The following is a 19,305-nucleotide window of genomic DNA, read 5'->3' as shown; positions in this document are numbered from 1 at the left end:
TGAATAGTAAAAGTCTTTGAAATAGAGTGCTATATAACCTTTTATGGACTATTAAATTCGCCTCAATTTTCAAATAACAATTATTAATAACTTATCTAACTTAGGTTTTACAAAACATGAAATTATGATTACTTTAGCAACCCTAGATATAGCGCAAAAGTAACATATAAAATTGATTTATCCATTGACGGATTTCTGCCTCTATGGAAATGAAAAAGATAAGATGACGAAAAAAACTAAAAAAGTAACCCCGTTAATGAAACAGTACAATGCCATTAAGGTGAAATATCCTGATGCTTTATTGTTGTTTCGTGTGGGAGACTTTTATGAAACTTTTGGTGAAGACGCTGTTAAAACAGCAGGTATTTTAGGAATTATATTAACAAAAAGAGGAGCAGGAAGCGAGAGTGAAACCGAATTGGCAGGATTTCCACATCACTCTTTAAATACTTATTTGCCAAAACTGGTAAAAGCTGGAGAACGCGTGGCTATTTGCGATCAGTTAGAAGATCCTAAACAAACTAAAACAATAGTAAAACGTGGCGTAACCGAATTAGTAACTCCCGGAGTAGCTTTTAATGATGAGGTTCTAAAATCGAAGTCTAATAACTTTTTATGTTCGGTTTATTTTGGTTCTTCTTCAAGCTCAACGTCTAATTCTAAAATAGGAATTTCATTTTTAGATATCACTACTGGAGAGTTTTTAACTTCTCAGGGAAATGAAGAATATATAGATAAACTTCTTCAGAATTTTAAACCCAGCGAAGTTCTAGTTTCTAAGAAAAATCGAAATCATTTTAAGACGGTTTTTGGAGACGATTTTCACACCTTTCACCTAGAAGATTGGGTATATCAGATTGATTATTGCAATGAAACTTTAATCAAACATTTCAACACAAATACTCTAAAGGGTTTTGGAATAGAAGATTTAAACGAAGGTATTATTGCTTCGGGTTCTATTCTTTATTATCTAGGTGAAACCCAACACAACAAATTACAGCATATTACAGCTATTAGTAGAATTGCTGAAGACGATTACGTGTGGATGGATAAATTTACCATTAGAAATCTGGAACTGTATTATTCTACCAATAATAATGCAGTTACACTTTTAAATGTTATTGATAAAACCATTTCTCCTATGGGTGGTCGACTGCTTAAACGTTGGTTGGCTTTGCCTTTAAAAGATGTGAAGCAAATTAAGCAACGTCATGAAGTGGTGGATTATTTATCTAAAAACACGCAACAGCTTCAAAAAATTCAAAATCATATTAAGAATATTGGAGATATTGAGCGTTTAATATCTAAAGTGGCAACGGCCAAAGTGCATCCCAGAGAGGTTATTCAACTTAAAAACTCTTTAGAAGCCATTGTGCCAATTAAAGCGTTGGCTTCTAGTAGCGACAACGATTCTCTAAAAGTAATTGGAGGCACGCTTCAAGGCTGTCAAGTGCTTCGAGAAAAAATAAAGGAAACTTTAAATGAAGACGCGCCAGTAAACGTTTTGAAAGGATTTACTATTGCTAAAGGTTTTTCTTCTGAATTAGATGAGCTCCGTGGTTTATCGCACTCAGGAAAAACCTATTTGGATAATATGCTGAAGCGAGAAAGCGAACGTACAGGGATTACCTCTTTAAAAATAGGTTCTAATAATGTGTATGGTTATTATATTGAAGTTAGAAATACGCATAAAGACAAAGTTCCAGAAGAATGGATTAGAAAACAAACTTTAGTCAACGCCGAACGTTATATTACCGAAGAACTGAAAGAATACGAAGCCAAAATTCTTGGTGCAGAAGAACGTATTTTAGTTATCGAGCAACAATTATTTTCAGAATTAATTGTTTGGATGATGCAATATATCAAGCCAGTTCAACAAAATGCTAATTTAATTGGACAATTGGATTGCTTATGCGGTTTTGCACAATTGGCAATCGATAATAATTATGTATATCCAATAATTGATAACTCTACCGATTTACACATAAAAGACGGAAGACATCCAGTTATAGAAAAACAACTACCGCCAAGTGAAGCTTATATTGCTAACGATGTTTTTTTAAATAGAGAAACGCAACAAATTATTATGATTACTGGGCCAAATATGTCTGGTAAGTCGGCCATACTAAGGCAAACAGCCTTAATTGTACTCTTAGCTCAAACAGGAAGTTTTGTGCCAGCAAAAGAAGCTAGAATAGGGGTGGTGGATAAAATATTTACCAGAGTAGGAGCAAGCGATAATATTTCTATGGGAGAATCTACTTTTATGGTAGAAATGAATGAAACAGCTTCCATTCTAAATAATCTATCCGAAAGAAGTTTGGTTCTATTAGATGAAATAGGGCGAGGAACAAGCACTTATGATGGGATTTCGATAGCGTGGGCTATAAGCGAATATTTACACGAACATCCGGCAAAAGCAAAAACGTTATTTGCTACACATTATCATGAGTTAAATGAAATGACCGAAACCTTCGAGCGCATTAAAAATTATAATGTTTCGGTAAAAGAATTAAAAGATAATGTTCTTTTCTTAAGAAAATTAGTTCCAGGAGGTTCAGCTCATAGTTTTGGAATACATGTGGCTAAAATGGCTGGTATGCCACAGCAGGTATTACATCGTGCTAATAAAATATTAGAAAAACTTGAACAATCTCATTCAAGCGAAGAGTTAACCGAAAAAGTAAAAACTTTAGATAACGACATGCAGTTAAGTTTTTTCAATTTAGACGATCCTTTGTTAGAAAACATTAAAGATGAGATTTTACATATTGATATTGATACACTTACACCTGTGGAAGCGCTTATGAAACTCAATGAAATTAAGCGGATGTTGGTCAAGAAAAAGATGGCTTAAAAATAAATTGCATAATTTTTTAAAAAAGGCTTTGGTATTCACATAAATATTCTAAATTTGCAACCGCAATCGAGAGGTTGTCCGTTCATAATAATTGCGAAAGTAGCTCAGGGGTAGAGCATCACCTTGCCAAGGTGGAGGTCGCGGGTTCAAATCCCGTCTTTCGCTCTATACGCTGATAAAAATATACCAAGCTGAAGTGGTGGAATTGGTAGACACGTTGGACTTAAAATCCAATGTCCATTAGGACGTACGGGTTCAAGTCCCGTCTTCAGTACTAAAAGCCTTGTTAATCTTTTGATTTTCAAGGCTTTTTTAATTTTAGTCCATTCAATTTGTACGGTTTTTGTATTGTGAATTTATTTAAGTTGATTATTTAGTCTTCTCCTGCTTATACTTATATTTTGTATCTTTACAACGGTAATACATTGTTGTATTATTGAACTTTGAACGGTTGTAAAGGTTGCCTTTTTGGTAGCCTTTTTTTTATACTCTTATTTTGTTTCCGTCTTCATCTGTAAGATCAAATAAATCTATTAAGGTTTTAATATTATGGTTTTTTAAAATTAATTTATTTACTAATTTTTCAGTAGGTGTATTTATAAATTCAATTTCTTTTAATTCCTGATTCTTTAATACTGGTTTGTTATAAGTTAGATCTTCATTTATTAATACATCTGCTAAATCAGTGCCTTTTTCGTAATTGGTTGTTTCTAAATATTCACTAATTGAAATACTGAAGCCTAAACTCTTTAATTCAATAGCTTTATTTTGCCAGTCGTTATATTCACTTTTATCAGGAAAACCAATAATTTTATAATTCCTTAAAGGTTTTAAGTATTCATATTTAAAACCACTTTTAGAACCAGTAGCCAGCCAAACGTATTCAGGTTTAAATAAACTCATTAAAACGGCCGTTTTTTCGCTTTCTACGATTGCACAACTGCGGTCTTCAGTTTCATTTATTAGATGTAAACCAAATAAGCATTGTTTTAAGTTGTAATCTTTTAATTTTAATACACTTCTTACGCTTGAAATATACGCTTTGCCCAAATCATTTTTTTGACGTTTACCAGTTTCAGGATTGTAAAGCATTATTTTACCGTGCCTTACTTTTTGCTGGTTATCTATTTGCCAAAATACCGTTGCGCCTTTCCATTTTTTAGATGTACCGATTAAATATTTTTTTATTATTTCTTTGGTTGCTTCAGATCCAAACAAAGATTTAACAAATTGAATAAAATTATTATTCTGATAATTTCGGCCACTTTGTGAAACTAAATTGTAATTGTGATAACTTACTGGTTTTGGTGCTTCATATTTATATTCAAATTCTTTGGCTGGGTTGCCTTTTGGTATCTCAAAGAAACCGCATTTTGTTTGTCGGTCGCATCTTCCAAAATTTTCGTTCATTGTTTCTCCAGTTTCATTATCTATAAATTTTACCAATGTGTTTTTATTGCATTTTTTGCATCTATATTTTTTACTACTGGGATCAAGTGTATATCTGTAATTCATTTTTAAATATGGTAAAGTTGGTAAATATGGTAAACCTCAACAATAGCAAGGTATAAAGATGTTTTTTAGTTGGTAAAGGTTTGGTAAACGTGGTAAAGGTTTGGTAAAGGAAAATATTATAAGATATTGATTTTCAAAAAGTAAAAACTTTAGTTGCCACGTTTACCGCTTTTGCCACTATGTAAATTTCTTTTTATAGTTTCCTTTAGAATTTACTCTTATAAATAAGGATTTATTGTTTAAAAAACGACCAATAGCACCCCCTTTAATTTCATAATCTTCAAATAAATGAAGTACATCAGATCTCTTAAACTCAAGAGGTAATTTGTTGAATAAGTCTATCTTATTTGTTGGAAGATCCTCCAGCGGATTAGTTGATAAAATACGGTCGTTTACACTTAAAGCATTATTTCTAAAATATTCAATTAGTTTAATTGCTTTAATGATGCTGGTATCTGAAATTGTTTCAGTAAAATTATTTATTGTTGCTTGTTGCATCATTTCTATTACAAGAACTAACCGCCAAACGTAGGTTTGTAATTTTGCTTGTATTGATGTTTCTAAATCATCGTTAAAACACTCCTTTATTTTTTTATGTTGCCAGTCTTTATAAATTTTAATTTGGCTATCAGTAGTTTTTAAAGTTAATGCTGGTGCATTATATAAATTATTTATAAAACTATTGTAATTATCAACGTGGCTTTGATGTATTGATTCACCAGTAAATAAATCAGGTTTTAAATTTGTTGGATATACAAACAACATACGAGATAAAAAACCGTCATCATTTCGACCATTTCCAGCAAGTTCTTTTAATTTCTTTGGTTGCAAACCTCCTAAAATATTTACATTCGTTTTTTCTACTCTTATCGGATCTTTAGAAACTCTATCAACTGTTAATGTGCCACCGTTAAAAAACTCTAAATATTTCTGCTGGTCGCCACCTTTTTTATATTGGTCAAAACTATTTATCCAGCCTATTAATTCATCTTTAAAAATTAATATACCTTTTTCATTGTTTTGTAATGCTTCAGCAAGTTTTTCAGGTGTGAAATCTGTAAGTATTGAATTTACATATTTAGGCTTACTACCTTTTTTTTCCTGATCTTCATAGGTGTTAATTAATTCTTGAAATATTTTATAATTCTGTTTATCTTTTTGTTCTATTGGTTGTTTGCTAAAATTTAAAGGATGTGTTTTTCCGATACCTTGACGGCCAATAATTGCCAGCCATAAAATTGGTTGACTTGAATAAGAACCATTAAAAAGGTTTGTTGTGTTACCTATTGCGGTTGCGCAAATTGATAAAATACCAGTGCTTAAAAAATCAGGATTATAACCAATGGTTTTATAGGCGTCTTTTATTAATTCTTGTATTGCTTCAGGAAAAATACCAGTAGGAAAATTTAAATCTGAACTAAATTCAGCATCAATAATATTACTTAAAGTGCTATTGTTTTTTTGAACTTGTATTGCGGTTGTTTTCATCATTGAGCGGATTTTATAGTTCAACGATTGCATTGTCAATATCTTCTTGACGGTATAAAACACGGCCACCAATACCAACGGCTTTAAGTTTGCCGCTACGATTCCATTTATTTAATGTGACGTATGAAACATTTAGCATTTTTGAAACCTCAGCACGACTTAAATATGTTTTTGGTTTCTTTGGTGTAAAGTTTTCTTGTAGATTAGATATTTGATTTTTTAAAAAATTAATATCTTCTTTTAATTCGGCTGGTAATTCAACTTGTATTTTCATTCTGTAAAATATTTATGATTAATATTCTACAAAACTATTCCTAACTTACTGCTATTTTGGGGTGTTACAGTAACGTTACAGTAACGATTTACTTTAGTTCAATTCTTTTAATTTAATATTATACGCATTCATAAAGTCGTTACAAATATTTATATCCTTTTCAATACAATAATTGTAAACTAATTCTAATTTGTCAAAATCTGAATATATATTTTTTAGATCGGTTGTATTATTACTTGTAAACGAAACATAATTTGCATTACTACGCTTTTTAGTTCGTTTAATTGCTATTTGACTTGCAGAAATACCTTTGTTTATCATTTCTTGTATTTCTCCAGTTGCAAAACCTAAACCAATTGGAAACCATTTAGGAAGATCCTCCAGCTGGTTGTCGTTGGTATTTTTTAAAGGTTGTTCTAATTCGTTTATTCTTTTTAATATAAACTCTCTTAAAGAAATTAGATCATAATAATTATACCCATATTGAAAGCAATTTTTTGCGGTATATTCAAAACTTTCATCAGGACAAGCTATTCCTCTATTGGTAATGGTTTTTAATAGGTTTTGAATAGATTTATCTAAATAAATAACTAATTCTTTTAACCTAATTAAATCAAGTGTTTTTATTCTCTCTTTTATTTCTAAAATAGAAATTAAGTCTTCTCTTAATTCATTGTCTTTAGGTTTGTTTATTCCTTTACTCATTTGAACGGTTTTTATATTACTACTTATTCAACTTTTATAGATTCTATATTGTTTTTAAAAGCATCATAAGAATTATATTTAAACTTATTATAGGTTTTAAAATATTGTACGTTTACACATAAAAAAGCATCTTCTTTATTTTTAAAAAAAGGTAGTATGTGGAAGTATCTATTAAAAAAACCGCTATCAGTTTTAAAATCTTCAATTACCTCCAGTAAGTTGTTTTGTACTTTAATTAATTGATCGGTTGATCTGAAATTGAACGTAATTAGGTTTTTTGTATTCATTGTATTTGTTTTTAAATAGTTATCTTTTTAATACCCCCCCCCTATAAATTTTACACTGAGTAAAATCCTGACTAATCAGCGATGTAGGGATATATAAAATCGTAGTGATTAAAGGCCATACCCCTTATTAGGGTTTGCTTATTGGTTTGCTACTTTTTTAATTAAATTAAGTTGAGGTTCTTTTTTCTCTTTTAATGCTTGCAAAGTATAGAAGTCTGCTATCTGCTGGGCATAATCTAAACTATCTTTGCCGATATAATTTAACAACATTTTTTCTGAACTATGTGCCGATACACTCATTATTAAAGGCGTTGGTAATATTCCATATAAGTTACTGCAAAAGGATCTTCTGCAAACATGTGATGCCATTAATTCCCATTTAGGATAAGTGCCAGCTATTTTTCTTTTAAATCCTTTTGAAATATAATTGCCTTTATTGTCTTTAGGTATTTCATTATTATTTTCATCTACCATAAGGATTTTAGATCCTTTTATCATTTCATCAATTCCAGCAAGTTTACAGATATCTTTAATATAATTGTTGAATTTTTGTATTGATATTTTATAAGGATAGCCAGCTTTAATAATTTCTTTAGTTTTTTCTAATACTGGTATGGTTACATTTTTGCCAGTCTTTTGTTGCTTCAGTTCTATTACCTCTAAACCATTACGATTAATAAAATTAGCTTCGTTCAATTGTAAAAGGTCGCCACCTCTTTGCCCTATATTGCACCCTAATAATAACCATTTACGAGCGTTTATATGTGCTTCATTTAATAGGTTTGTATCTTCTATTTGTTTTAATTCTTTAGGGTTTAAATATAGTATGTTTTCATTTTGAGGTTTAGTACTATCAATTTTTTTTAATTGCGTGCTGGTTTCTATTCCATAAAAAGAAGCATCATTGCAAACCGTTTTTAAGTCTGCTATTTTTTTTAGGGCATAACTCTTTTGATAGTTTTTCTTGTTAAGTAAGTATATTAAAAAGTCTTTTGAAAATTTTATATCTACATCTTTTACCTTAAATCTTTTTTGTTTTTGATATTCAGTAATTATATTCTTTAAAGAAATATAAGAATTGATTCTACTTTTAGATAAACCTAAACCACCTATGCCGTTTTTTCTTGTTGGTGCTTCATCAATAATACGTTGTATTGCATCAATTAATAAGTCACTTTGTTTTGTTTCTGTAAAAGGGTTGTAGAATAATTCAAGTTGATTTTTTAACCAGTCTTTATTTATTGTGTTAATAGTTAATTTGTTAAATTCTTGCAATAGATAATTTTCAATAACTATAAGATCTGCATTAATTTTTACCTTTTGACTTTTAATACTTGCATCTTTAGAATTCTTATTGTGAAACTTCCAGTATTCAGCCGAAACGATATATTTTGTTTTTGCGCTTAATGTGTGATCTTTTCCTTTTTTATCTCTAAATAATAACCGAACTGTTAAAGGTGCGCTTTTTCTTGTAGAACGAAATAAAAAATTAATAGTAGCCATAATTATATAGTATTGAATTTTGAACAATACAAATATAATAGTAAAAAAATGATTTTTGTACGGCTTGTACGGTTTTTGTATTGTGAATTTTATTTGCTTTAATTTTAGTTACTTTTAGTTTATGTTTCTAAAAGTATTGATATACAGTGCAATGTGTTAACTGCAAAGGCTTTTTGTGTGTTTTAAAGCGTTTTAAGAAGTGTTTAAATAAAGGGGGTTATCCTCCCGTCTTCAGTACAGATGAAAAGCCGAAACGAAAGTTTCGGCTTTTTTGTTTTAAAAATTTGCGGGAAAGCTCGCTTTCTAGCAAATTTTTAAAATAAAAAAGCGATTCATTTTTATGAATCGGCTTTTCTCAAGATGTTGATAAAGGACTCGGCGCAGCCAAGTCCCATATATCTGTCAAGCTTCTACTTTCAAGCAAATTTTTAAAACAAAAAAGTAATCTAACGCTTTGGATTGGCTTTTCTCAAAATGTTGATATGAGACACGGGGCAATCAAGTCCGTTTATCTGTCATGCTTTCTACTTTCAGACAGGCTTTCAAAATATAGATACCATCTTAGCTCTAGAACATTCTTTTCTTAACTATTTAATTCGTATTTTAAATCATTTATATAATCACTTAAATTTGAATGAACCAAAACAGGAATATAATTATGAGAACAATATGCTTAACTTTAGGATTTGTTTTATCCAGTTTGATTGCGTTTACACAATCTGAGAACCATTTAAAGTCTACAAATAACTCTGAAAAAAAGTATGTTATGACACAGAATAAATTAGATCAAGAAACTGAGTTTACGGAAACAGATTTAAAATTTTTAAAGGACTGTTTAGAATTAGCTCAAGAATCTTTAGATGCCGGTGACAAGCCTTTTGGATCTGTTTTGGTTAACTCTAAGAATGAAGTTATCGCGACAGCTAGAAACCGTGTAAACGAAAAAAATGTCTTGGCTCATCCTGAAATTGAGTTGGCTCATTGGGCACTAGAAAATTTAAGTTTAGAAGAACGCCAAAACCTTAAAATGTACACCACAGGCGAGCATTGTCCAATGTGTGCTGGAGCTCATGCTTGGGCTCAAATAGGTGGTCTTTATTATTTGAGTTCGGCAAAACAATTGGGAGAATGGTTAGCGGAGTTTGACGTAGCACCAGCTCCTATTATATTTATTCCTGCTGGAGAAATTATTAAAAATGGGACTATAAAAGGTCCTGGAAAAGGAGAACTTCTAGATCAAATTAAAAAAATGCACCAAAGTTATTACCAAAAATAATTATGTAGTTCCTAGAAATTTAGATGCTTATTACTTTCTAGAAATTAAGTTAGTATGTATTAATAACTATCTTTTTGTCTGTGTCATATTATCTGCAACAACAATAATATAATTCGCTATTTCCGCTTTATCTTCTTTGCTCATCTCGTCCCATTCAGATTGCATAAGTGTTGCAACCGATTTTATATTTATACCAGGTTGGATTTTATTAATCCACCAAATAATACCTTGATTGTAATTGGAATGATAAGAGCCTCCAAAATGAAAAAGTAAATCTCCATCATTAAAATTCTTAAGAGAAAAGTGGGCCATGGTGGCATCCTTCGAGGCCTGAGCTATTTGAATATTCAGCATGTTTGGAGGTACGTGTCCACCCATGTGGTCGGCCATTTCCGCATATGCTTTTACTGTTGGATCAAAATAAGCTTCTAAGTCGGGACCTACCATAGCAAGAGCTTCTGGACTTAATTCTTTTAAAGCATCCATGCCTTTTTTATGCAGCATAGAGGCATATCTTCTAGGAATATTGGTGGCTATAAAGCGTAATTTATTCTCCTTAGCAAAATCGACTAATGGTTTATAATCTGTTTTGTAATTACTCCATAATTGGGTGATTTCTGGGAGCATTTTATCTTCAGGATAGAAACCGTTTAGGTATTCGTTCAAAACCAATTGGTTGCCATTTTCAAACATTTCAGCTCCAAAAAATAGTTTGTCATCCTTAATTTCGAAGAAACTTTTACTCATTTCTAATTGGAGCCAATGCGAAATTGGATTGTTGTGGTATTCCCCAAAAAAAACCATATCACTTTTAGCTAAATCGCTAATCATTTTTTCATAATTAGCCGATTTTCCGTTGTTTTTAAATAATTGGTAAGCTGGTTTGTGTTTTTGAGCCATAGATGCACTTAGAAAAACTATGGTAAAAAATCCTGTTAGTAGTATTTGTTTCATGTAGGTTTATTGTTTTTTTGACTTCTTTTTTGACTTTTCAATGTTCTTCACATAAATTAATTTATGCTTGCTTTTAGGGGTTTCCCTTTGTTCTATTTCAAAACTGTCGGTAGATTTAATCAAAGGTGTTAATTTTTCAAAACCATAGTTTCTAGAATCGAAATTAGGTTGTTTCTTCTGTAATAAACCTCCAACATCTCCAAGAAATGCCCAGCCGTCTTCATCGGATAAATCATCAATAGTTGTAGAGATTAATTTAATAACTTGAGGTGTAATTTTATCGATGCTGTCTTTATTTTTATCCTTGCTGCTAGTTTCGTCTTTCTTTTCAGATTGAGTTCTTAATATTTCAACATAAATAAATTTATCGCAGGCTACAATAAACGGAGTTGGTGTCTTTTTTTCTCCAATTCCAATCACCTGCATTCCAGCTTCTCTTAATCTAGTTGCCAATCTTGTAAAATCACTATCGCTAGAAACCAAACAAAAACCATTCACTTTATTAGAGTAGAGAATGTCCATAGCATCAATAATCATAGCGGAATCTGTAGCGTTTTTTCCAGTGGTATAGGCGTATTGTTGTATAGGTGTAATAGCATTTTGTAATAAGAGATCCTTCCATTTAGAAAGATGAGGTTTGGTCCAATCTCCGTAAATTCTTTTAATGGTAGGATTGCCATATTTTGCAATTTCCTCCATCATTTCTTTTACATAAGCCGATGGGATATTGTCTCCATCTATAAGTACTGCTAAATTCAAATTCATGTTGTCCATGGTATTTTTTCAAGATTTTTACAAGATATTGATTTATCTATAAGTATTTATAAACTGAGATAATAAAATGAAGGAAATTACTTTTAAAATTTTCAGGAATATGTAAACAAAGATTTAAAACCTCTTGAGATAACTTTTAATTTCATGGACTATAGCTTATCTTTGAGAGACAGACACAATTGCAATATGCAGAAATCTAAGAGCGTTTTTAAATCTTTTTTTATTGAAATTGGCGAACTTTCATATTTTGCTGGGCGTTTTTTTAAGGAAGTTTTTTCTAGACCCTTCGAGTTAAAAGAACTGTTGAAGCAGTGTTATAACATAGGAAATAAGTCAATATTATTAGTAGGAGTTACTGGATTTATTATAGGTTTAGTATTAACCATTCAAACCAGACCAACCTTAGAAGAGTTTGGTGCCGTATCTTGGATGCCTTCTATGGTTAGTATTTCTATTATTAGAGAAATTGGTCCTGTAATAATAGCTCTAACTTTTGCAGGAAGAATTGCCTCTGGAATTGGTGCAGAGTTAGGCTCAATGAGAGTTACGGAGCAAATTGATGCCATGGAGGTTTCAGGTACAAACCCGTTTAAGTTTTTGGTGGTTACAAGAATTTTAGCTGCCACGCTTATGCTTCCAATCTTAGTTCTTTTTGGAGATGCCGTAGCACTTTTTGGATCTTATTTAATTGAAAATACAAAAGGAGACGTGTCTTTTGTTTTGTATTTTAATAAGGTTTTCAATGCTTTAGAGTTTAGCGATATTTTTCCTGCAATTATAAAAACTTATTTCTTTGGTTTTGCTATTGGACTCGTAGGTTGCTTTAAAGGTTATACTTGCAGTAAAGGAACAGTTGGAGTTGGAATGGCTGCAAATTCGGCAGTTGTTTATGCTTCCATGCTTTTATTTGTTTTGGATTTTATAGCTGTTTTTGTAACCGATATATTTATTGATATTTAACAAATGAATCAAACCGAAAACATATTTGATACTTCTAAAAATATGCAAGACAGAAAGCTTATGCTTGAAATTGTAGGTTTAAGAAAGTCCTTTGGTGATAACCATGTTTTAAACGGATTTAATTTAGAACTTTATGAGGGAGAAAATCTGGTAATTATGGGGAAGTCTGGAGCAGGGAAATCCGTCATGGTAAAATGTCTTGTCGGTTTAATGTCGGCAGATTCTGGAAGTATTAAAGTTATGGGGAAGGATATTACCAAACTCAATCGGGCCGAATTAGACGATACTCGTACAGAAATTGGATTTCTATTTCAAGGAAATGCACTTTACGATTCCATGACAATAAGAGAAAACTTAGAGTTTCCGTTACGAAGACATAAAGCAAAATTTGGAACAGTAGAAGACACAACACCACTTATAATGGAAGCTTTAGAAAGTGTTGGTTTGGCACATACTATTAATTTAATGCCCTCCGAACTTTCAGGAGGAATGCAAAAACGTATTGCTTTAGCCAGAGCATTAATTTTAAAACCAAAAATTATTTTATACGATGAGCCAACAAGTGGATTAGACCCCATAACGTCTAAAGAAATTATTGAATTGATGAGACGGGTACAAAAACAATATAAAACGTCCTCCTTAATTATTACGCATGATGTGGATTGCGCTAGAGTAGTAAGTGAACGAATGATTTTATTGGTAGATGGTACTAATTATGCTGAAGGAACTTTTGCAGAATTGGCTTCTTCTAATGAAGAACAAATAAAAGCGTTTTTTAAATAGTTTAACTGAAATTCCCTGTCGAGATGTTAAAATCAAGGGAATGAATTACAAATAAGTCAATGAAAAAAACAAAAAAAGAGACATTTAACCTAGGACTTTTCGTAGTTATTGGCTTGGTTATTTTTATAACAGCCATTTATTTTATTGGCGAGCACAAAAATATGTTCGATAAAACCTTTACCGTAAGCGCAAATTTTAATAATGTAAATGGGCTTATGCAGGGAAATAATGTACGTTATTCTGGAATTAATGTAGGAACGGTAAAAAATATTAATATGATAAACGATTCTACAATTAATGTAGAGCTTATTATTAACGAGAAAATGGTTCAGCATATAAAAAAAGATGCTATCGCAACTATTGGTTCTGATGGTTTAGTAGGTAATATGTTAGTTAATATTATTCCGGGTGAAGGATCTGCAGCCCCCATAAGTCAAGGAGATGTAATTAGTACTTATACTAAAATAGGAACTGGAGAAATGTTAAACACTTTAAACACTACCAATGAAAATGCAGCCCTATTAACGTCAAAATTATTGAGTATTGTAGATGATATAACAAAGGGGAGAGGTACTTTAGGTATGCTCATTAACGATTCGGTAGCTGCAAACGATATCAAGAAAACTTTAAATAATTTAAAGCTTACTAGTCGCGAAGCTAATAGAACCATGCTGCATCTTAATTCGCTTATAAGCAAGATAGATTTAGAAGAAAGTGTGGCAGGTGTATTATTAAACGATACTACAGAAGCTAATAAGGTTAGGAGCATTATTACTAATCTAGAAACTTCAAGTGTAGAAATTCAGACTGTAATTACTAATTTAAATGAAACTATTACGAATGTAAAAGATGGAGAAGGCGCAATAAATTACTTATCTAATGATCCTGATCTTGTGAAGCAATTAGATGAAACCATTAAAAATATTAATGAAGGCACCGAGAAATTTAATGAAAACATGGAAGCTTTAAAACATAATTTCTTGACTCGTGGGTATTTTAGAAAATTAGAAAAAGAAGAAAGAAAGGCTGAAAAAGAAAAGAAATAATCGTCGCTATTTATCTCTTCAAGAATGAAAGGGAATTGTAAATCAAGAGACTTATAACTAATTTTTAAATTCTTTACTATGACTAAATTGAAGGTGTTCTAGTTTTTTTCCAGTTAGAGTTTTTTCACCCATAACTTGAAACCCTAATTTTAAGTATAACTTTTTAGCATTAGGATTATCTTTATCAACAAGTAGGCCTATTGTTTTATTTCTATTATAGACATACTCATCGATCAAGAATTGAAATATTTTTGATCCAATACCTTGGCCTTGCTGGCTTGGATTTACACCAACGCAATCAATATAAAACTCTCCGGGTTGAGTTTCGTCTTCAGGATTAAAATCAATATCAAACATAGATTTGATTGCCTTTGCAACCGGCGCTCTAAGTTCAATTAGTTTTGTTCCATCATAAATATTGGCAGCAGCAATAACTTCGCCATCATTTTCTGCCACCCAACAATTCTCAAAAGAATATTGATTTGCTTTCTTACTTATAAGTAATTCTAGAAATTCAGTCCCTTTTTTAGTAGAGTTTTCTCCAATAAATTGAAAAACAAAATCTTCCATTGCTAACATCATACAGATGGCAATTACTTCTGCGTCTTCTGGTTTGGCTTTTCTAATTATCATGTTTATAAAATCTGAGTTTAGAATTTAGTTTAAAAGTAAGTCTTTGGTGAAAAATAATTTTTCTTTACTCATCTTTCCCTAGATATGTATCCAGATAGGCTTTGATTTCTTGATCTTCGGCAAGTTCTAAAAGACCTCTATTCACTTTGTAAGTAAGGGGAGAGTTTAATGGAAACGCAAAGCCGTAACCCAATTTGTAATATTCTGCTTTAGCCATATGCAGGTCTTCTTCGTTATGGCTGTTTAGATAGTATAAGAGTTGAGGTCTATCGTACACAACAGCTTCCACCTCTTTGTTTTTTAATTTAGAAAAGCCATCATCTAGATCATCTACAATAACTACTTTAGTATTATATTCACGTAAAAATGCTTCAGAAGGAGAACCAGAAATAGTTGCTGCTTTTTTATTTTTTAATTGTTCAATATTTGTAATGGTCGATGTGCCAAGCGATGTGAGTGTTAGAGTACTCGCTATTCCAGCCACCATGGATGTCGCGAAAATAATAGAAATTACCATCCAGCTACCTGCAATTATTCTACCTGCCAAAGTAATAGGCGCTTTGTCTCCATAACCTGTGGTACTCATGGTTACTATTGCCAGCCACATTCCTGTGCCAATTCCATGTATTGGATCGCTTGAGAATTGCTCTGGAGATTTTTTACGTTCCGCATACCATAATAAAGTACCCACAAAGGCTAAGATTATTAAGAAAACTAATACGGCCATCAAGAGTTTGGCACTAAAGAAAGGTTTTATCTTTTGCCAAAGATCAAGCTTATCGTTTCTGGAAACTATGGTTAAACTAGAGTTATAAAAAGGTTGAGAAAACTTGATGTCTTCTAAACGTCTTGAGGTTATGCTAATTGGACCAACAACTAGATCTAATTCATTTTTTTTTAATGAAAGCAAGGCTTCGTCAACCTGGCTAAAATTTACGTATTTGTAATTCCATTCTTCTTCGGAAGCTAAATCTTCCCATATATTAACCGCTATTCCTTTTCTATCCACATTATTTTCAAAAACAAAAGGTTCGCTTCCAGCTACACCAACTATTAAGGTGTCTTTTAAGGTTGATTGTAATTCCGATTGTGCTTGAAGTTGGAAATTAAAACTTAAGAATAGAAAGATTAAAGAGACTAATAATTTAAAATTATTTGTTTTTTGCATAAAGTGTATTTTGAAATAAATGGAATAAACATAGCTAATTTTAAATAGAAATTTTATTAGCGTATTTGTTTAAATGGTATTTAATTTAATATGATTTAAACCTAAAATAAGAAATTTTTTTATTTCTCTTCATAAAAACGCAACTTATTGTCTAATTCCTTTATTCTTTTTTGCAGGCTTTCTACTCGGTTTAATAAACCTGAAATAGCATGTATTCCTTCCAAATTAATATCCATTTCGTAATGAAATCTGATGAGTTTTTCGATATTCTTTATTTGAGTTATACGAACACACTGAGTGTTTTCTTCTGTTGTAATTTCAATTAATTCGTATTCATACAAGGATGTTATAAACGTTTCTGGAACCTTATAAAGCGTGCAAAATTCTTGTATTGATATTAAATTCTCTCTGTCCATAATTATCTTAATTTTGCTAATTCAGTAAATAATTCCTTTTCTTTCTCTGTCAGGTTAGTAGGAGTCTTTATATTATAAGTAATGTATAAATCTCCAAATTGTCCCTCTTTTTTATAAACAGGAAACCCTTTGCCTTTTAATTTTATTTTAGTACCGTTTTGGGTCTCGGGTTTTACTTTTAATTTCACCTTCCCATCAAACGTATCTACAGTAACTTCTCCTCCTAAAAGAGACTTGTATAAATCTAAATCGGCTGTGGTGTACAGGTTGCTTTTATCTCTTTTAAAATTAGTGTTGTTTACTACAACAAACTTTATATATAAATCGCCATTAGGACCTTTATTTACTCCTTTTCCACCATGGCCAGTAATTTTAATTGTCTGACCATTTTCTACTCCGGCAGGAATAGTAATTCTAATATTTTTATTGTTGACTGTTAATGTGCGTTTATGTGTGGTATAAACATCTTTTAAATCCAGTTGCAATTCGGCATTAAAGTCTTGTCCACGAAACATGGTACTACGGCCTCCTTGTCTGGAAGCACCGCCAAACATGGATTCAAAAAAATCTGAAAAATCACTTTCGTTAAAATTGCCTGAATATTGCTGTTGTCTCCCTCCTTGATACTGTTGTTGCTGTTGTCTGGCTTTTTCGAATTCGTCAGCATGTTTCCAGTCTTTCCCGTGTTCGTCGTATTTTTTACGATTTTCTGGATGACTTAAAACTTCGTTAGCTTCGTTAATTTCCTTGAATTTCTTTTCAGCTACTTTATCGTTAGGATTTAAATCTGGATGGTACTTTCTAGCTAATTTTCTATAAGCTTTTTTGATGTCCTTATCAGACGCATTTTTTGGAACACCCAATATTTTATAATAATCTATATATGCCATATTCTATTTTGCTATTGGTTTCTTTTTTTACCTGTTAAACTATCAATTTTTATTAAAAAAATAAATGCAGCTTCATCTTTGTCTATTTTACTTGAAAACTCGCTAATAAAATCAACTTTTTGATATTCTGTTTCAGTAATTATATTTTTAATGCCTAAAGAAAAGTCATGAAGATAAGTTCTTGCTTCGTTCCCAAAATGAAGTTCGGAATGTCCATGGACTATAACAGATTTCCATTGATTTATAGAATGCACATTTGCTACCTGTAAGGAAACCTGCTTATTTTTTCTCATGGCTTGTATTTTATGTCCTTCAGCCGAATAACAAATAATATGGTTCTCTTTTTTATCAAAGAAATAGGTGATAGGCACCACATAAGGTATGTTTTCAGAGATGTATCCCAAGTGACCTATGTAGTTGTTTTCAAGGATAAAATGGCATTCTTTGGTTTCTAAATTTTTAATCATAATACTGTTTTTTTTATCAGAAATGAGGCTAATTACTAAAATAATGTTTTTTTATGAATTGGTTTTAAACTATTCATCTCTTTTAAATTCAATACAGGTTATTTCTGGTCTCATTCCTAATCTACCCGGAAAACCAAGCCAGCCTAAACCTCTGTTTACATATAAATATTGCTGTTTATGATTGTATAAACCAGCCCATTGTTTGTATTTATATTTTATTGGACTCCATTCTTTATTTTTTAATTTAAAGCCTGCTTGCATCCCATGTGTATGTCCGGATAACGTGAGTGCAATATTGGTTTGGTCTTTCACTTGCTTATCCCAATGCGAAGGATCGTGCGAGAGCAGAATTTTAAATGGAATGCTCTCAGTGCCATTTAATGCTTTTTTCAAGTCTCCATATTGTTTAAATGGCGGATTTCCCCAGTTTTCCACTCCAACTATAGCTATTTTTTGGTTGTCTCTTTCTAGGATTTCAGATTCGTTCAATAAGAGTTTAAAATCGTTTTCCTTGTAAAAATTTTTAATGGCTTGAAAATTTTTTTCTTTGTCTTCTTTGGAGTCCCATTGGCTATAATCGCCATAATCATGATTTCCTAAAACAGCATATTTTTTTATTTCGGGCGAAAAATGTCTGAAGGCTTTTCGCCACCCACGTAACTCCCATGCATAATTGTTTACAAGATCTCCAGTAAAGAAGAGTAAGTCTGGTTCTAACTGATTAATTTTTTTTATGGCACGCTCTAAAATATGAAAACGATGATTAAAACTTCCCAAGTGTAAATCGGAAATTTGAACAGCTTTCATACCATGAAACTCTTGTGGTAAATGAGGAAGAGAGAGTGCAATATTGTAGACTTTAAAGTTGTATCTAGCTTTAAAAATACCATAAGTTATTACAAAAAACGGCAAAAATCCAGCAATTAAACCTATAAAGGGAATAATTAAAACCAAGTTATTATTTTTAAACACAAAATTGGTAGAAAGGAGAATGGCCATGACAATTATAAAAATTATCTTAGGGATAAAAGATGAAATGGTTAAGCCGTATAAAGAAGAAATAAGCAGTTGTTTTCTTCTGGGTTGAATATCGTCTAATCTAATTTTAAGGGTAATTATGGCAGCAATCAACCCGAAAGTAAAGAACCAAAATAAAATATGGATACTGTTTCTTAAAACACTGGAATGTATTAAGTCTGTGATAGATTTTAGTCCATAAAAAGCTAAAAAATCTATTATAAAAATAGCAACACACAAAAGTAAAATAGTAAATAGAGAATAGCTTTTCATGATTTGGAATAATATC

19 protein-coding genes and 2 tRNA genes are annotated in these 19,305 nt (G+C 31.3%); 7 read left to right on the top strand and 14 right to left on the bottom strand.

Translation table 11 applies throughout. From position 1 onward, the window contains the following. The first annotated feature begins 223 nt into the window (after window positions 1-223). From mutS to OS188_RS02090, 3 genes are all read left to right on the top strand, one after another. The gene (mutS, locus tag OS188_RS02100) at window positions 224-2,857 is read left to right on the top strand and encodes a DNA mismatch repair protein MutS (protein ID WP_267147160.1); all 2,634 of its coding nucleotides are present in this window, start codon (window positions 224-226) and stop codon (window positions 2,855-2,857) included. Window positions 2,858-2,953: 96 nt separating this feature from the next. Further along, window positions 2,954-3,025 (top strand) — tRNA-Gly (locus tag OS188_RS02095). 25 nt (window positions 3,026-3,050) lie between these two features. Next, a tRNA-Leu gene (locus OS188_RS02090) sits at window positions 3,051-3,134 on the top strand. Window positions 3,135-3,343: 209 nt separating this feature from the next. Here OS188_RS02090 and OS188_RS02085 read toward each other — a convergent pair. From OS188_RS02085 to OS188_RS02060, 6 genes are all read right to left on the bottom strand, one after another. Next, window positions 3,344-4,375 carry a DUF6371 domain-containing protein gene (locus OS188_RS02085; RefSeq protein ID WP_267147159.1) on the bottom strand — a complete coding sequence of 344 codons (1,032 nt, stop codon included), beginning with the start codon at window positions 4,373-4,375 and terminating at the stop codon, window positions 3,344-3,346. 177 nt (window positions 4,376-4,552) lie between these two features. Continuing rightward, complete coding sequence (locus OS188_RS02080) at window positions 4,553-5,866, bottom strand: DUF3987 domain-containing protein (RefSeq protein ID WP_267147158.1); 1,314 nt, start codon at window positions 5,864-5,866, stop codon at window positions 4,553-4,555. Between the two features lie 10 nt (window positions 5,867-5,876). After that, complete coding sequence (locus OS188_RS02075; RefSeq protein WP_267147157.1) at window positions 5,877-6,137, bottom strand: helix-turn-helix domain-containing protein; 261 nt, start codon at window positions 6,135-6,137, stop codon at window positions 5,877-5,879. A gap of 93 nt (window positions 6,138-6,230) precedes the next feature. Further along, window positions 6,231-6,842, bottom strand: a complete 612-nt coding sequence (locus OS188_RS02070; RefSeq protein ID WP_267147156.1) for a hypothetical protein — start codon at window positions 6,840-6,842, stop codon at window positions 6,231-6,233. Between the two features lie 23 nt (window positions 6,843-6,865). Continuing rightward, window positions 6,866-7,129: a hypothetical protein gene (locus tag OS188_RS02065; RefSeq protein WP_267147155.1), complete on the bottom strand. Its 264-nt coding sequence runs from the start codon at window positions 7,127-7,129 to the stop codon at window positions 6,866-6,868. A gap of 138 nt (window positions 7,130-7,267) precedes the next feature. Then, complete coding sequence (locus OS188_RS02060; RefSeq protein WP_267147154.1) at window positions 7,268-8,632, bottom strand: tyrosine-type recombinase/integrase; 1,365 nt, start codon at window positions 8,630-8,632, stop codon at window positions 7,268-7,270. A gap of 658 nt (window positions 8,633-9,290) precedes the next feature. On the opposite strand from OS188_RS02060, the gene OS188_RS02055 reads away from it, so the two are divergent. Further along, window positions 9,291-9,908 carry a nucleoside deaminase gene (locus OS188_RS02055; protein ID WP_267147153.1) on the top strand — a complete coding sequence of 206 codons (618 nt, stop codon included), beginning with the start codon at window positions 9,291-9,293 and terminating at the stop codon, window positions 9,906-9,908. A gap of 66 nt (window positions 9,909-9,974) precedes the next feature. Here the strand turns inward: OS188_RS02055 and OS188_RS02050 are convergent, their stop codons facing one another. Together OS188_RS02050 and OS188_RS02045 are read right to left on the bottom strand one after the other, a co-directional pair. After that, window positions 9,975-10,862 carry a ChaN family lipoprotein gene (locus OS188_RS02050; protein ID WP_267147152.1) on the bottom strand — a complete coding sequence of 296 codons (888 nt, stop codon included), beginning with the start codon at window positions 10,860-10,862 and terminating at the stop codon, window positions 9,975-9,977. A gap of 6 nt (window positions 10,863-10,868) precedes the next feature. Beyond that, complete coding sequence (locus OS188_RS02045; protein ID WP_267147151.1) at window positions 10,869-11,627, bottom strand: NYN domain-containing protein; 759 nt, start codon at window positions 11,625-11,627, stop codon at window positions 10,869-10,871. Window positions 11,628-11,822: 195 nt separating this feature from the next. Here OS188_RS02045 and OS188_RS02040 point away from each other — a divergent pair, with 195 nt between their 5' ends. Genes OS188_RS02040 through OS188_RS02030 form a run of 3 tightly spaced genes read left to right on the top strand, consistent with a single transcriptional unit; the run spans window position 11,823 to window position 14,425 of the window. Beyond that, entirely contained in the window at window positions 11,823-12,596 is a 774-nt protein-coding gene (locus tag OS188_RS02040; protein WP_267147150.1) for an MlaE family ABC transporter permease, read from the top strand. A gap of 3 nt (window positions 12,597-12,599) precedes the next feature. Continuing rightward, window positions 12,600-13,379, top strand: coding sequence for an ABC transporter ATP-binding protein (locus OS188_RS02035; protein ID WP_267147149.1), 780 nt, complete (start codon window positions 12,600-12,602; stop codon window positions 13,377-13,379). A gap of 59 nt (window positions 13,380-13,438) precedes the next feature. Further along, window positions 13,439-14,425, top strand: coding sequence for an MlaD family protein (locus tag OS188_RS02030; protein ID WP_267147148.1), 987 nt, complete (start codon window positions 13,439-13,441; stop codon window positions 14,423-14,425). Window positions 14,426-14,482: 57 nt separating this feature from the next. Here OS188_RS02030 and OS188_RS02025 read toward each other — a convergent pair whose 3' ends face one another. The 6 genes from OS188_RS02025 to OS188_RS02000 all read right to left on the bottom strand — a co-directional run bounded on the left by OS188_RS02025 (window position 14,483) and on the right by OS188_RS02000 (window position 19,289). Continuing rightward, on the bottom strand, window positions 14,483-15,058 hold the full coding sequence (locus tag OS188_RS02025) for a GNAT family N-acetyltransferase (RefSeq protein WP_267147147.1): 576 nt from the start codon (window positions 15,056-15,058) through the stop codon (window positions 14,483-14,485). A gap of 64 nt (window positions 15,059-15,122) precedes the next feature. Further along, window positions 15,123-16,226: a transporter substrate-binding domain-containing protein gene (locus tag OS188_RS02020; protein WP_267147146.1), complete on the bottom strand. Its 1,104-nt coding sequence runs from the start codon at window positions 16,224-16,226 to the stop codon at window positions 15,123-15,125. A gap of 119 nt (window positions 16,227-16,345) precedes the next feature. Beyond that, a complete protein-coding gene (locus OS188_RS02015) occupies window positions 16,346-16,642 on the bottom strand; it encodes a chaperone modulator CbpM (protein WP_267147145.1) in 297 nt (98 codons plus the stop codon). A gap of 2 nt (window positions 16,643-16,644) precedes the next feature. After that, complete coding sequence (locus tag OS188_RS02010; protein WP_267147144.1) at window positions 16,645-17,532, bottom strand: DnaJ C-terminal domain-containing protein; 888 nt, start codon at window positions 17,530-17,532, stop codon at window positions 16,645-16,647. A gap of 11 nt (window positions 17,533-17,543) precedes the next feature. After that, window positions 17,544-17,999, bottom strand: a complete 456-nt coding sequence (locus tag OS188_RS02005) for a pyridoxamine 5'-phosphate oxidase family protein (RefSeq protein ID WP_267147143.1) — start codon at window positions 17,997-17,999, stop codon at window positions 17,544-17,546. Window positions 18,000-18,068: 69 nt separating this feature from the next. Then, on the bottom strand, window positions 18,069-19,289 hold the full coding sequence (locus OS188_RS02000; protein WP_267147142.1) for a metallophosphoesterase: 1,221 nt from the start codon (window positions 19,287-19,289) through the stop codon (window positions 18,069-18,071). Between the last annotated feature and the right edge of the window lie 16 nt (window positions 19,290-19,305).

Source organism: Xanthomarina sp. F1114, assembly GCF_026410255.1.
Classification (GTDB): domain Bacteria; phylum Bacteroidota; class Bacteroidia; order Flavobacteriales; family Flavobacteriaceae; genus Xanthomarina.
Note: the sequence above shows the minus strand (reverse complement) of the source record. Positions and strands in the feature narration are given on the sequence as shown.